The following is a 14,057-nucleotide window of genomic DNA, read 5'->3' on the forward strand; positions in this document are numbered from 1 at the left end:
ATGCGCAACTACCGCAACTAGAGGACGAAACGCGAGGGGATCAAGAACCGAAGTAGGCCTTCAGCGCATCGGACCAGTCCTGAAGCGGCGTGAGGCCCGCCTCGCGCCACGAAGCGTTCGACAGCACCCCGTACACCGGACGCACCGCCGGACGCGGGAACTCCGACGTCGCACAAGGCTTCACCCGCGCCGGATCCGCGCCGAGTTCCGCGAAGATCGCCTGCGCGAACCCGCACCACGTCGTCGACCCACCACCCGTGCAGTGCAGCACCCGTTGCGACGGCCCCTGCCCGGAAGCGACCTTCCCGGCCAGTTCCAGCAGCCCGGCGGCGAGATCGCGGGACCACGTCGGCGAACCGGTCTGATCGTCCACAACGGACAGTTCTTCGCGTTCCTTCTCCAGCCGTGCCATGGTCTTCACGAAGTTCGATCCGGTCTTGCCGTACACCCAGGACGTCCGCACGATCCAGGACCGAGCCCCCGAGCCGAGGACCGCGTCCTCACCGGCCGCCTTCGTCCGGCCGTACGCGTTGAGCGGCCCCAGCAGATCACCGGTCTCGTACGGCGAAGTCGCGTCGCCAGGGAAAACGTAGTCCGTCGACACGTGGATGAGCGGCACTCCTCGCGACGAGCACGCCGCGGCGAGCACCCGGGGGCCGTCGGCGTTCACCGCGAACGCCCGCTCCTCATCGGCTTCCGCCGCGTCCACCGCGGTGTAGGCCGCCGCGTTGATCACCACCGGCGACGTTCCGGCCGCGCATGCCCGGTCCGCCAGTTCGGTCACCGCGGCGACGATCTGACCGGTGTCGCGCACGTTCAGCTCCGCCGACGACGGTGTCGCGGCGTCCGGCGCCAAGGCCGCGATGTCCTGTCCCAGCTGACCGGAGCCGCCCGGCACGAGAATGCTCGGCAACTCCTCACGCCCCCGCACGGTTCTTCAGCGGCTCCCACCAGGACCGGTTTTCCTGGTACCAGGCGACAGTGTCGGCCAGACCGTCCTCAAAGGACCGCTGCGGCGTGTAGCCGAGCTCCTGCGAGATCTTGCCGATGTCGACCGAGTACCGGCGATCGTGCCCCTTGCGGTCCTCGACCGGCTCGACACTCTCCCAGTCGGCGCCGACGGCGCCGAGCAGCAGCTCGGTCAGTTCGCGATTGGTCAATTCCGTGCCACCGCCGATGTTGTAGACCTCGCCCGGCCTGCCGCCGTCGGCGACGAACTGGATACCGCGACAGTGATCGTCCACGTGCAGCCAGTCACGCACGTTGAGCCCGTCGCCGTACAGCGGGACCTTCTTGCCGTCGAGCAGGTTGGTCACGAAGAGGGGAATGACCTTCTCCGGGAACTGGTACGGACCGTAGTTGTTCGAGCACCTGGTGACACAGACGGGCAGACCGTGAGTACGGAAGAAGGAGCGTGCCAACAGATCCGAGGACGCCTTCGACGCGGAGTACGGCGAATTCGGCTCCAGCGCGTGGCTTTCAGTCCAGGATCCCTCGTCGATCGAGCCGTAGACCTCGTCGGTGGACACGTGGACGAACTTCCCGACCTCGGCTTCGAGCGCGCCCTGCAACAGGGTCTGCGTGCCGAGCACGTTGGTCAGCACGAAGTCGGCCGCCCCGGTGATCGAACGGTCCACATGGGACTCGGCGGCGAAGTGGACGACCAGGTCGATACCCCGCATCAGCTCACTGACCAGGGCTGCGTCGCAGATGTCGCCCTTTTCGAACCGGTAGCGCGGGTTCTTGCTCACCGGTTCCAGATTCGCCTCGTTGCCCGCGTAGGTCAGCTTGTCGAGTACGACCACCTCGGCGTCGGCAAGACTCGGGTACGCCCCGCTCAGCACCTGACGGACGTAGTGCGAACCGATGAACCCGGCACCTCCGGTGACCAGCACGCGCATCCCGGGATCCTCCCTTTACGACTTCCGGCCCAGCCGAGTGTGCACGACCGGGGCAACCTCCCACCAGCCTACGGACGTCTAACACCAGGGTCAGTAGAGTCGTGGACGAGGCACGCGTGTGCCCTGGGGAGATTCGTGGAGGACCGCACGTGACCGAGTGGCCCGGGCCACCCCGTCCGGCACGCCGGAACGGCGGCGTCGTGGTGTTCGCCCGCCGTGGGGTGAAGGTCGTGTTCAGCCTGGTCTCGATCACGATCCTGGCGCTGACCTGGTGGGGCTGGCAGTTCATCGGCGACCCGACGAAGGGCTTCGCGACCACGAACATCTTCGAGGACAACGGTCACCCGCCGGCGAAACCGCTGGACGGCGCGATCGACATCCTGCTCGTCGGCCAGGACAGCCGCACCGACGCGCAGGGCAACCCCCTGCCGCGCGAGGTCCTCGACATGCTGCATGCCGGGGTTTCCGACGGCGAGCGCCAGACCGACACGATGATCCTGGTGCACATCCCGCAGAACGGCAAAAAGGCGGTCGCGTTCTCCTTCCCCCGTGACTCGTGGGTCGAGATCACCGGCGGCTTCGGCAAGCACAAGCTCAACAGCGCGTACGTGTACGCCTACAACGACACGTCGAAGACACTGCAGCAGCAGGGCAACTCGGACCTCAAGGACGTCGACGCCAAGGCCAAGGACGCCGGCCGCAAGAACCTGATCGCGACACTGGAAAAGTTCATCGGCAAGCCGAAGATGATCGACCGGTACGCCGAGGTGAACCTGTCGAGCTTCTACGAGATCACCAAGGCGATCGGCGGCGTCGAGGTCTGCCTGAACGGGCCGGTCAAGGAACGGAAGTCCGGCGTCGACCTGCCCGCCGGACGGCAGACCGTCGAAGGCGTCCAGGCACTCGCGTTCGTCCGCCAGCGATACGACCTGCAAAACGGCGACCTCGACCGGATCGCGCGCCAGCAGGCCTTCCTGTCCGGGCTGGCCAACAAGGTCCTGTCCTCCGACGTCCTGGTCAACCCGGCGAAGATCGCGAACCTCATCGACGCGGTGAAGAAGTCGGTCGTGCTGTCGGCGGGCTGGGACCTACCTGAGTTCGCCGCGCAGATGCGTGGCCTGACCAGCGGAAACGTCGAATTCCACACGATCCCGACCCAGGGCGACGCGACGATCGGTGGCGCCGCCGTGCTCCGGGTGGACCCGGCGCAGGTGCAGGCCGAGATCACCCGCCTGACCTCCGACGGGCAGACCACGCCCACCGAGACCTCGGCCAAGCTGCCGGGCGCGGAAGCGGTGACGGTGGAGATCTTCGACGGTTCAGGCTCCCCCACCCTGGCCACCGAGACCCGGAACCTTCTGCAGAGCAAGGGTTTCAAGCTCGCGGCCGACGCCAAGCTCAGCACCCGCAACTCCACGGTCGTCCGGTACGCGCCGGGCGACGAGGACGCGCTCGCCCTGATCAAGCAGGTCTTCGGCACCGCGGTCCAGACCGAAGCCGATCGCGACGTCGCCCCGGGCAAGGTCCGGGTCCTGCTCGGCAAGGACTTCAAGGGCGCTGCCGCCGGCGGCGCGACCACGACCCCGCCGAAGACGTCGACCCCCTCAAAGCCTGCTCAGCCCCCCTCCAGCGCTCCGGCGGTACCCAGCACGACGCCGATCGTCGCGGGCAATGTGCCCTGCGTCAATTAATGAGCGGGTACTCAGCGTGGCCGACCTCGCGGTGGCCTAGCCTTCTCCTACGATCGGATCAGTGGGTACGCCAGGGGAGGTGAACAGGGATGGACAGCGAAGACAAAGACGCGGATGAGCGTTCTGAGCAGTTGGACGCCGAAGACCCGGAACCGGAAGAAGACGCCACTTCGGACACCGAGAGTGACGAAGAGTCTCGGTTCGTCCCGACGCCGTACCCGCGGAATCCCCTCCCCCAGCCATCCACCCCGCCCGAAGACGAAGCGGTCTCGGGCGTACTCGCCTTGCCGGAGCGCCCGCTGCGCCGCGCCGGCCGGGTCACCCGCCGGATCGCGCTCGGTCTCGTGTCCCTGCTCGCCCTCGGCACGACGGGCTACGCGTACGTCACCAAGGACCAGCTGCAGAGCAACGTCCCCACGACGAACGCCCTGAGCAAGGCGGACGATCCCGCCGCACCGCCCGCCGACGACGGCGCGATCGACATCCTCCTGGTCGGCAGCGACGCGCGCACCGACGCGCAGGGCAACCCGCTGCCGCTCAAGGTCCTCAAGCAGTTGCGCACCGAGGAGAAGGCGGGCGTCAACACCGACACCATCATCATCTTGCGCATCCCGAAGAACGGCGGGAAGCCGTCCGGGGTCTCGATTCCGCGCGACACCTGGACCGACATCCCCGGCCGCGGCCCGAACAAGATCAATTCGGCGTATGGCGTCGCGAAGACCGACTACGCGAACGCGCACCGCGGCGAGCCCGACCAGGCGAGACTCGAACGCGATTCCGACCAGGAGGGCCGCAAGGCACTGGTCCAGACCGTTCAGGACCTGACCCAGCTCCGCGTCGACCACTACGCCGAGGTCAGCCTGCTCGGGTTCTACCTGCTGACCGAGGCGCTGGGCGGGGTCAAGGTCTGCCTGAACCACTCCACCGAGGACAAGGACTCCGGCGCGAACTTCCGGCGCGGCGAGCAGACCGTCTCGGGCGGCGAAGCGCTTTCCTTCGTGCGCCAGCGGAAGAACCTGCCGCGCGGCGACCTCGACCGCATCGTGCGACAGCAGACCTTCCTGTCCTCGGCGCTGAACCAGGTGCTCTCGGCGGGCACGCTCACCAGCCCGTCGACGATGAGCGGCCTGATGGACGTCGTTCGCCGGTCGATCGTCCTGGACGAGGATCTGGACCTGCTGGAGTTCGCGCAGCAGGCGAAGGGGATCGCGTCGGGTGACCTGACGTTCACGACCATCCCGGTGGTGAACGTCAACGGCCGCAGCGCGGACGGCCAGAGCATCGTCGAGATCGACCCCGCCGCCGTGCGGACCTTCGTTTCCGGCCTGGTGGGCCGGGGCGGGGGCGGCAGGTCCTCCGGCGCGGCTCCGCTGCTCGCCGCGTCGAGCGTTCCCTGCGTGAACTAGCGTGAGGGCGTGAGCCTCACCGAACTGCTGCTGCGGCCCCTGCTCGGGTCGCCCGCGAAACCGCTGATCACGCACTACGACGACAAGCAGGGCAGCCGGGTCGAACTGTCCGTGACGACCACGGTGAACTGGGCCGCCAAGACGGCGAACTGGCTGGTCGACGAGTTCGACGTCGAACCAGGCGACGAGGTCGCCGTGGTGCTGCCGTCGCATTGGCAGACCGCCGGCGTCCTGCTGGGCGCGTGGTGGTGCGGCGCCAGGGTGGTGACGGAGACCGCGGGCGCACGGGTGGCGTTCATCGCGCCGGACGGCGTTTCCGGCGCGGCCGCGACGGCCGTCGTCTCGCTGCACCCGATGGGCCTCGGACTGCCCGCCGGTTCCGTGCCCGACGGGGCCTTGGACTACCTGACCGAAGCCCGGCTTTCGGGCGACCAGTTCCGCCCGCTCTCGCCCATTCCCGGCGACACCCCGGCACTGGGTTCGTCCACTGTGGACGAGGTGCTGGCCGAAGCCCGTTCGCGGGCTTCCTCGGCGGGCTTGTCCACGGCGGATCGCGTTCTGTCCACTGTGGAATGGGCGAGCGAGGAAGGGATTCTCTCGGGGTTCCTGACGCCGCTCGCGGCCGGTGCGCATCTGGTCCAGGTCACCGACGCGGATCCGGCCAAACTGGCTTCTCGGCGCGAAGCCGAACGGACGACCGCGGATCTCCCCGCCTGACGTGCGATGAACGGGACTTTCATTGCAAATTTTGCAATGAAAGTCCCGTTCATCACCTTTGCCGAGGTGAACTCAGGCGTCCTGAAGCTGCTTCGCTTCACGCTTGCGTCCGAAGAGCACGTGGTCGAGCGACAGCTTTCCGGCGTTGAACCCGAGCGCGAGCCCGGTCACCGCCAGGACGAGGACGAATTCGTAACCGCCCTGACCGGTCAGGCCGTTGTCGAGGTGCACCGAGAGCAGCGCGCCGACGGAGACCACGACAAAGCCGAGGCCCACCAGCGGCGTCAAGAAACCGACGATGAACAAGATGGCTCCCACGATCTCCACCGCGATCGCGAAGATCGCCGCGAGCGTCGGCAGCGGGATGCCTGTCTGCTCGAAGAACTTCGCGGTGCCGTCGATCCCGTTTTCCCACTTCTGCAGGCCGTGTGCGAGGAAGACCACACCGACACCGATCCGGCCCAGCAGGAGGGCGACATCCTTGAAACGAGCGAACATCGGGTATCAGCTTTCTGGTCGGTGAATATTCAACTTACCCGGATCACGGTAGGGCACCGGGCGCTTCCGGCGGCACCTCCGGAGCGTGATCGACAGGTACCCGACAGGAACCAAGCCCGATCGGCGGCATGTCCGCTGCGGAAGGTCGTGGATGTTATTCCCCCGGTACGGCGACCTGCGGGCAGAATCTCCTGCTTGAGTGATGAAGGTCTGATCGGACCGCATGCTGTACCCGAGCGACAACTGGCCTTCTGCTGCGACGGCTCCCGATGGCTCCACTGGTCCAGCTGGAGCACCGAGTTCACGGTGTCGCGCTACACGTGGACGCGTTCACCCCTGGGCGAACTGGCCCTGAAATTCCACCACACCCTCGGCGGCACGTGGTCGATCGACAACGGCGTCACGCGGCACGACGTCGACTCCGACGAGAAGGAAGAATCCGTGGTCGAGGTCGGCCACCCCCAAGGTGCGATCTCACCCGCAATTAGTCCTCTAGTTGCGGTACTTGCACGTGCAAGTACCGCAACTAGAGGACGAAACGCGGAGTTCCCAAGCGCGTCGCGAGAAATCAGCCCTTGAGCAGGGCGCGGGCCATGACCATGCGCTGGATCTGGTTGGTGCCTTCGTAGATCTGCGTGATCTTCGCGTCGCGCATCATGCGCTCCACCGGGAAGTCGCGCGTGTAGCCCGCGCCGCCGAAGAGCTGCACGGCGTCCGTCGTCACCGACATCGCGATGTCCGACGCGTACGCCTTCGCGGCCGCGGCCATGTAGCCGCCGCGCTTGTCGCCACGCTCGGTCGCCGCGGCGGAGGCGTAGACGAGGTTCCGGGCGGCCTCGATCTTGATGCCCATGTCGGCCAGCATGAACTGGACGCCCTGGAACTCCGCGATCGCCTTGCCGAACTGCTTACGCTCCTTGACGTACGCGATGGACGCGTCGAGCGCACCCTGCGCGATGCCCAGCGCCTGCGCGCCGATGGTCGGGCGAGTGTGGTCGAGGGTGCGCAGCGCGGTCTTCAGGCCGGTGCCGGGCTCCCCGATGATGCGGTCGGCCGGGATGGTGCAGTTCTCGAAGTGGATCTCGCGGGTCGGCGAGCCTTTGATGCCGAGCTTCCGCTCCTTCGAGCCGACGGTGAAGCCAGGGTCGTCCTTGTGCACGGCGAACGCGGAGATTCCGTTGGCCTTCTTTTCGGCGTTGGGTTCGGTCACCGCCATTACCGTGTACCAGGAGGATTCCCCCGCGTTGGTGATCCAGCACTTGGTGCCGTTCAGCACCCAGTGGTCACCGTCGAGCTTCGCGCGGGTGCGCATCGACGCGGTGTCCGAGCCTGCTTCGCGCTCCGAAAGGGCGTATGACGCCGAGGCCTCGCCGGAGGCGATCGACGGCAGCACCAGCTTCTTGAGGTCTTCCGACGCCGAAAGGATGATCGGGACCGTGCCCAGCTTGTTGACCGCCGGGATCAGCGACGCCGACGCGTCGACACGCGCGACCTCTTCGATCACGATGCAGGCGGCGATGGCGTCCGCGCCCTGGCCGTCGTAGGCCTCGCCGATGTGGACGGCGTTGAAACCCGACTTGACCAGCGCGTTGTACGCCTCGAGCGGGTAGCGCTCGTTCTCGTCGACCTCGGCCGCGTACGGCTCGATTTCCTTTTCCGCCAAGGCACGGACCGCGGCCCGCAGCTCTTCGTGCTCCTCGGCAAGCTGGTAGAGACCCGGGCCGTCAGACACCTTTGTCACCTCTTCTAACGCGAATGGGAGTTCGACCGATGTTAGCGCTCGTTCACATTCCGCGACATCGCGAGCGCTTGTGTCCTTGACCGCAAAGTCCGTACGTTCGAGTGATGCAGCTCACTCCGTTCCCCCGATCGCTCGACTATCCCGAGGTCCCGGTCGGCTCGGTGCTGGCCGGCGCCGCTGCTCGCTGGGGCTCCCGCACGGCCTTCGCCCACCGAGACCAGAGCCTCACCTTCGCCGAGACGTACAGCGCGGCCTGCCGGTTCGCGAACGCGCTGCGTGCCGAGGGCATCGGGCGGGGCGACGTCGTCGCGCTCCACCTGCCGAACTGCCTCGCGTACCCGGTCGCGTATTACGGGACGCTGCTCGCGGGCGCCACTTTCAGCCCGGCGAACCCCCTGCTTCCGCCGGAGGACCTCGCCTTCCAGCTGGCCGACGCGGGGGCGGTCGCCGCCGTCACGGCCGGCCCGGTCGCGCGCGTGCTCGCTTCGATCCGTGACCGGACCTCGATCCGCCTGAGCATCGTCGTTCACCCGCCCGAGGCACTGAACGAAGGCGAAGTCGAGTTCACCGAGTTCCACTCCGGTCACCCCGACGAGCGGCCGGACGTGGAGATCGACATCTACCGCGATCTCGCCCATCTGGCGTACACCGGCGGCACCACCGGTCGCTCGAAAGGTGTCTGCCTGCCGCATCGGAACGTGGTGGTCAACAGTCTGCAGAGTTCCTGCTGGCGGCTGGGCGCGGTGCCCGCCCTCGACGCGTCAGGCGAGGTGATCGTCGAGCAGCTCGGCGGCCAGGACGAATGGCCGTCCCGGATCGGCACCGGGATCGCCCTCAACCTGACGCCGTGGTTCCACGCCATGGGCACCATCGCCGCGCTCAACGTCCCACTGCTCGACGGCGGCACCATCGTCCTCCACGACCGCTTCGACCCGGCCGCGTACGTGGCCGACGCCGAGATGCTGCGCGTCACCACCATCGGCGGGGCGCCCGCGCTGTTCGCCGCTCTGCTCGCGTGCCCCGAGTTCCACACGGCCGATCTGTCTTCGGTGTTGACCATCGGCTCCGGCGCCGCGCCGATGAACCACGAAATGATCCGCGCCCTGCAGAACCGCTTCTCCGGCGTGCTCGTCATCGAGGGCTACGGCCTCACCGAGGTCACCATGGGTGCGGTCATCGCGCCGTCCTCTCGCTCCGCCACCCGCAAGGTCGGCTCGGTCGGCCTGCCGTTACCCGACACCGAGATCAAGATCGTCCCGGCAGAAGGCGGTGAGAATCCCCTGCCGTCCGGCGAACGCGGCGAAGTGTGCCTCCGCGGGCCGCAGGTGATGACCGGCTATCGCAACCGCCCCGAAGAAACCGCGGCCGCGCTCGTCGACGGCTGGCTGCACACCGGCGACATCGGCGTTCTCGACGAGGACGGCTACTTGTCCATTGTGGACCGCAAGAAGGACATGCTGCTGTACAAGGGATACAACGTGTTCCCCCGCGAACTGGAAGAGCTGCTGATCACCCTGCCCGGCGTATCCGCGGCGGCCGTCGTCGGCAAGCCGGACACCGAGGTCGGCGAACTGCCGGTCGCATTCGTGGTCCGCAGCGACGAGAACGTCACCGCGGACCAGCTCATGGACGCGGTCAGCGGGCGCGTGCTGCCGTACAAACGATTGCGGGCGATCCACTTCGTCGACCAGATCCCGGTTTCGGCCGCCGGGAAGGTACTGAAGCGAGAGCTGCGGAAGCAACTCGCCGAGTGACCCCCACCGCAATTAGTCCTCTAGTTGCGGTGGTTCGACGACGAACTACCGCAACTAGAGGACTAATTGCGGTCAGCCTTCGACGCGTTTGCGCAGTGCGGCGTCCTTGTCGAGCACGAGCTGCTCGAGGTCCGCCTGGAACCGAGCCATCTTCGCCTGGAGTCCTTCGTCGGACGCGGCGAGGATCCGCACCGCGAGCAGGCCCGCGTTCCGTGCCCCCCCAACGGAAACCGTCGCGACCGGGACACCGGCAGGCATTTGCACGATCGAGAGCAGCGAGTCCATGCCGTCGAGGTACTTCAGCGGGACGGGCACACCGATCACCGGCAGCACGGTCGCCGACGCGACCATGCCCGGCAGGTGCGCGGCGCCGCCGGCGCCCGCGATGATCACGCGCACACCGCGCGAAGCGGCCGACGTCGCGTAGTCGAGCATCCGTTGCGGAGTGCGGTGCGCCGAGTAGACGCCGACCTCGTATTCGATGCCGAACTCGTCCAGCGCCTGGCCTGCCGCTTCCATCGTCGGCCAGTCCGAATCGCTGCCCATGATCAGGCCAACCTGCGGCGACATCTTCAACTCCTAGTGAATCTCGTAGCCGTCGAGCCAGACGGCGTGGGAAAGCCAGTGCGCGGAGAGCAGCGCGCGATCACGCAGTTCCTCCATGCGTTCGCCAACAAGATTGACGTGGCCGAGTTTGCGACCGGGGCGCTCTCCCTTGCCGTACAGGTGAACGCGAATGTCCGGGTACCGCGCGAACAGATGATGCAGCCGCTCGTCCGGCCCCATTTCGGGCGCCTCGGAGGCGCCGAGGACGTTCGCCATCACGCAGGCGGGAGCGATCAGGTCGGTCGCTCCGAGGGGGTAGTCGAGCACCGCGCGCAGGTGCTGCTCGAACTGCGAGGTCCGCGAGCCGTCCTGCGTCCAGTGTCCCGAGTTGTGCGGACGCATGGCGAGTTCGTTGACCAGCAGGCCTTCGTCGGTCTCGAACAGCTCGACGGCGAGCAGCCCGGTCACGTCCAGCGTCGCGGCGATCCGCAGCGCGAGGTCCTGCGCCTCCTGCGTGCGCGCGTAACTCAGGCCCGGTGCGGGCGCGAGCACCTCGGTGTTGATCCCGCCGGACTGCACGGTCTCCACCACCGGCCACGCCGCGCCCTGTCCGAACGGCGAACGGGCCACCAGCGCGGAGAGTTCGCGCCGCATGCCGACCTTTTCCTCGACCAGCAAAGGAGTTCCGGCTTCGAGCAGCTCAGGAACGGTTTCGCGCGCTTGCTGCGCGGTGTCGAGCATCCAGACGCCGCGGCCGTCGTAACCGCCCTGGGCCGCCTTGAGCACCACCGGCCACGAGTGCTTGTCACCGAAGGCGATCACGTCGTCCACAGAGGACACTTCGGCGAACTCGGGGCCGGGGATCTCGAGTCCGGCCATCATCTCGCGCATGACGAGTTTGTTCTGCGCCATCGACAACGCGGCCGGATCGGGCCGGATGGTGACGCCTTCCATCGCCAGCGTCAGCAGGTGCTCGCCGGGAACGTGCTCGTGGTCGAAGGTCAGCACGTCGACCCCGGCGGCGAACGAGCGCAGCGCTTCGAGGTCGGTGTGGTGCCCGTGCACGACCTCGCCCGCGACGAGGCCGGCGGATTCGTTCTCCCCGGCGGCCAGCACGCGCAGGGACTGGCCGAGGGAGATCGCCGCCTGGTGGGTCATCCTGGCCAGCTGTCCGCCGCCCACCATGCCCACGATCGGAAGACCGGTTCGTTTGTCCATAACGAGGGAGAGATTACTTGGCCGCCACCGCCGCGACCTGGGCGGACCCGCGTCGCAGCTCCCGCACGGCCAGGCCTGTGATGGCGGTCGCAGCCGTGAGCACGTAGACGTTGCCGAGCAGCGACCAGCCCAGCCCCCAGCCGAACTCGGTCTCCCCGCCGTTGGGCACGAACATGATCACGCCGCTCGCGAACAGCACCGCGACGCCCGCGGCCGGAACCCACGATCGGCGGATGACGAGCAGGACGAGCAGCGGCGCCGTCCACACCCAGTGGTGTGACCAGGACACCGGCGAGACCAACAGCCCGTAGAACGCGGTCACCAGCAGCGCGCCGACCGGGTCACCGCGGCGGTGCAGGCGCACGACCAGCCAGACGGCGGGTACGGCCAGGACGGCGGCGATCGCGATGGCCACCGTCAGCGACCACGGCGCGTGTTCCGAAGCGCGGTTCACCAGCCCGTTGAGCGATTGGTTGAAGATCCAGTGCACGGAACCGACCCGGCTGGGGTCGGTCGCCGATTCCGTCCAGAACCGGAAGGCGTCGCCGGGGATCACCGCGAACATCACCGCTTCGAGCGCGAAGAACGTGCCGAGCGCTCGCAGCGCGTCCTTCCAGCGGCCGGTGAACAGCAGGTGCGGCACGAAGATCAGCGGCGTCAGCTTGATCGCGGCCGAGATCCCGATCAGCACCCCGGCCCATCTTGATCCAGCGCAGTGCGAACCGCGCGCCGAAAGCACCAGGACGTCGAGGACGATCAGCGCCATCAGGATGAGATTGATCTGGCCGAGGAAGATCGTCTTCCAGACCGGCTCCAGCGCCAGCGCGCCCGCCGTTGCCAGCGGCAGTACCCACCATCGGGTGGTGGGAGCACCGCAGGCCCGGGCGACCACGGAGATCACGACGCTCAGGCAGACCAGCGAGAGCGCGCCGACGACTCCCCAGGTCAGCCCGGCCGGGACGATCGCGAGCGGCAGGAACAACGGCGCCGCGGCCGGGGTGTAGGTGAACGGCAGCAGTACCCACGGCGGCAAGGTCGTCAGCGCCTCGCGGGTGTAGAGCGGTTCACCCTTCAGCAGGGTGAGGGCACCGGCGCGGTAGACGGCGCTGTCCGCGCCGAGGTGCCATTCGCCGAGCCAGGCCGCGATGCCCAGCACGAGCATCGCCAGGGCGAGCACGCCCGCCAGCGTGACCCCGACGAGCCGTGGCTCAGCCGCCGGTCGCGATTTCAGCATGCTCGCCGTCGTCCCCAGCTCCGGTAAGCCGCTTCCGGCGCAGATACCACCAGCGCCCGGCGAGCGCGAGCGCCAGCACCAGCGGCATGAAGATGTACGCGCTGCCGAGGATGTTCTGCCACACCTGCCAGTGCAGCTCGACGTTGCGGCCGTTCGGCAGGATCAGCAGCACGCAGCTGATGAAGACGAAGAACACCGCGAACGTGCCCAGCCACCGTTTCCACGCCGTGGCGGGCGTGGTCTTCGGCAGCCGCGAGACCAGCAGCACGACCAGCGGCGCCACCCAGACCCAGTGATGCGTCCAGGAGATCGGCGAGATCAGCAGGATCCAGAACGCCGTCACCAGCATCGCCGCGAGCGGCTGGCCCTTGCGGTGGAAGCGCAGCACCAGCCAGATCGCCGGGATCGCGAGCAGCGCGCCGATCCCCAGCGCCGCGTTCGACGCCCAAGGCGCGAGCTCGGTGAAGCGGTTCAACAGCCCGCTCAGTGACTGGTTGCCCGCCCAGTGCACCGGGCCGATGCGGCCCGTGTTGAACACGGTGTAGGTCCAGTAACGCACCGTGTCATGCGGGATGATCAGGAACATCAGGCCCTGCATCAGGACGAACGTGATGAACCCGCGGATGGCGTCCATGCGGCGGCCGGTGATGAACAGATGCCCCAGGAAGACGATCGGGGTGATCTTCACCGCGGCGGCGACACCGACCAGTACCCCGCCCCAGCGGCTGCCCCTCGCCCCGACGACCAGGATGTCGAGCATCACGAGCGCCATCAGGATGATGTTGATCTGGCCGAGGAAGGTCGTGCGCCACACCGGCTCGAGGCCGAGGAAGACCAGGAAGAACGCGATCGTCGACCGTGCGGGCGAGGCCCACCAGCGGGGGCCGTCGGTCGACGGTTTCGGCAGCGCGCCGATCGCGATCCGGACGCACAGCGCCAGCGCCAGCAGCGAAACCGCGGTCAGGAGCCCCCAGGCGACCTGCGTCGGAACCAGTGCGAGCGGGATGAAGAGCAGTGCGGCCGTCGGTGGGTAGGTGAACGGCAGCAACGCCCACCAAGGCTCCACCGCGAGCGTGTTGGAGTCGTACAGCGGGTCGCCGTTCAGCAGCGTCTCGGCGCCGGCGCGGTACACCGCGCTGTCGACGCCAAGCACCCATTCGTGCTGCCAACCCCAGATGCCGAAACCGATCGCGACCAGCGGGATCACCGAGAGGATCAAGATCGATCTCGGCCGGACGGACAAGCGAGCGAGCGAGCGGCGCAACGAGAGGCGATGCTGCGGGCGGCTCGCCGATACGTCGCCGTTCGCGTCGGCGGGAACAGTCCGGGTCACGCAAACAGGAAATCATGA

Annotated in this window: 13 protein-coding genes; 5 read left to right on the plus strand and 8 right to left on the minus strand. The window is 67.7% G+C overall.

Features of this window, described 5'->3' with window-relative positions; all coding sequences use genetic code 11:
* Positions 1 to 40: 40 nt before the first annotated feature.
* Together rfbD and rfbB are read right to left on the minus strand one after the other, a co-directional pair.
* A complete protein-coding gene (gene rfbD / locus ACM6LR_RS01060) occupies positions 41 to 931 on the minus strand; it encodes a dTDP-4-dehydrorhamnose reductase (RefSeq protein WP_414942994.1) in 891 nt (296 codons plus the stop codon).
* The gene (gene rfbB / locus ACM6LR_RS01065; RefSeq protein ID WP_414942995.1) at positions 918 to 1,901 is read right to left on the minus strand and encodes a dTDP-glucose 4,6-dehydratase; all 984 of its coding nucleotides are present in this window, start codon (positions 1,899 to 1,901) and stop codon (positions 918 to 920) included. The genes rfbD and rfbB overlap by 14 nt, the downstream gene beginning before the upstream one ends.
* A gap of 149 nt (positions 1,902 to 2,050) precedes the next feature.
* Between rfbB and ACM6LR_RS01070 the strand changes: the two genes are divergently transcribed.
* From ACM6LR_RS01070 to ACM6LR_RS01080, 3 genes are all read left to right on the plus strand, one after another.
* Positions 2,051 to 3,592 carry an LCP family protein gene (locus tag ACM6LR_RS01070; protein WP_414935676.1) on the plus strand — a complete coding sequence of 514 codons (1,542 nt, stop codon included), beginning with the start codon at positions 2,051 to 2,053 and terminating at the stop codon, positions 3,590 to 3,592.
* Positions 3,593 to 3,681: 89 nt separating this feature from the next.
* Complete coding sequence (locus tag ACM6LR_RS01075) at positions 3,682 to 4,998, plus strand: LCP family protein (RefSeq protein ID WP_414942996.1); 1,317 nt, start codon at positions 3,682 to 3,684, stop codon at positions 4,996 to 4,998.
* Positions 4,999 to 5,007: 9 nt separating this feature from the next.
* Positions 5,008 to 5,715 carry a TIGR03089 family protein gene (locus tag ACM6LR_RS01080; RefSeq protein ID WP_414942997.1) on the plus strand — a complete coding sequence of 236 codons (708 nt, stop codon included), beginning with the start codon at positions 5,008 to 5,010 and terminating at the stop codon, positions 5,713 to 5,715.
* 72 nt (positions 5,716 to 5,787) lie between these two features.
* Here the strand turns inward: ACM6LR_RS01080 and ACM6LR_RS01085 are convergent, their stop codons facing one another.
* Positions 5,788 to 6,213, minus strand: coding sequence for a DoxX family protein (locus ACM6LR_RS01085; RefSeq protein ID WP_414935679.1), 426 nt, complete (start codon positions 6,211 to 6,213; stop codon positions 5,788 to 5,790).
* A 195-nt stretch (positions 6,214 to 6,408) separates the two neighbouring features.
* On the opposite strand from ACM6LR_RS01085, the gene ACM6LR_RS01090 reads away from it, so the two are divergent.
* The gene (locus ACM6LR_RS01090) at positions 6,409 to 6,792 is read left to right on the plus strand and encodes a hypothetical protein (RefSeq protein ID WP_414942998.1); all 384 of its coding nucleotides are present in this window, start codon (positions 6,409 to 6,411) and stop codon (positions 6,790 to 6,792) included.
* Here ACM6LR_RS01090 and ACM6LR_RS01095 read toward each other — a convergent pair.
* On the minus strand, positions 6,782 to 7,954 hold the full coding sequence (locus ACM6LR_RS01095; RefSeq protein WP_414935680.1) for an acyl-CoA dehydrogenase family protein: 1,173 nt from the start codon (positions 7,952 to 7,954) through the stop codon (positions 6,782 to 6,784). The two genes, ACM6LR_RS01090 and ACM6LR_RS01095, sit on opposite strands and share 11 nt — an antisense overlap.
* A gap of 104 nt (positions 7,955 to 8,058) precedes the next feature.
* Here ACM6LR_RS01095 and ACM6LR_RS01100 point away from each other — a divergent pair, with 104 nt between their 5' ends.
* A complete protein-coding gene (locus ACM6LR_RS01100; protein WP_414935681.1) occupies positions 8,059 to 9,708 on the plus strand; it encodes a class I adenylate-forming enzyme family protein in 1,650 nt (549 codons plus the stop codon).
* A gap of 72 nt (positions 9,709 to 9,780) precedes the next feature.
* On the opposite strand, the gene purE is transcribed toward ACM6LR_RS01100, so the two are convergent.
* From purE to ACM6LR_RS01120, 4 genes are read right to left on the minus strand one after another with little or no spacing between them, the layout of a single operon-like run.
* A complete protein-coding gene (gene purE / locus ACM6LR_RS01105) occupies positions 9,781 to 10,278 on the minus strand; it encodes a 5-(carboxyamino)imidazole ribonucleotide mutase (protein ID WP_414935682.1) in 498 nt (165 codons plus the stop codon).
* Positions 10,279 to 10,287: 9 nt separating this feature from the next.
* Complete coding sequence (locus ACM6LR_RS01110; protein ID WP_414942999.1) at positions 10,288 to 11,472, minus strand: 5-(carboxyamino)imidazole ribonucleotide synthase; 1,185 nt, start codon at positions 11,470 to 11,472, stop codon at positions 10,288 to 10,290.
* Between the two features lie 13 nt (positions 11,473 to 11,485).
* On the minus strand, positions 11,486 to 12,706 hold the full coding sequence (locus ACM6LR_RS01115) for a glycosyltransferase 87 family protein (protein WP_414935684.1): 1,221 nt from the start codon (positions 12,704 to 12,706) through the stop codon (positions 11,486 to 11,488).
* Positions 12,681 to 14,039 (minus strand): glycosyltransferase 87 family protein, encoded by a 1,359-nt coding sequence (locus tag ACM6LR_RS01120; protein ID WP_414935685.1) that lies wholly within the window; start codon positions 14,037 to 14,039, stop codon positions 12,681 to 12,683. Before ACM6LR_RS01120 ends, ACM6LR_RS01115 begins: the two co-directional genes overlap by 26 nt.
* Positions 14,040 to 14,057 lie beyond the last annotated feature (18 nt).

This window comes from Amycolatopsis sp. cmx-11-32 (assembly GCF_047608695.1).
GTDB lineage: Bacteria > Actinomycetota > Actinomycetes > Mycobacteriales > Pseudonocardiaceae > Amycolatopsis.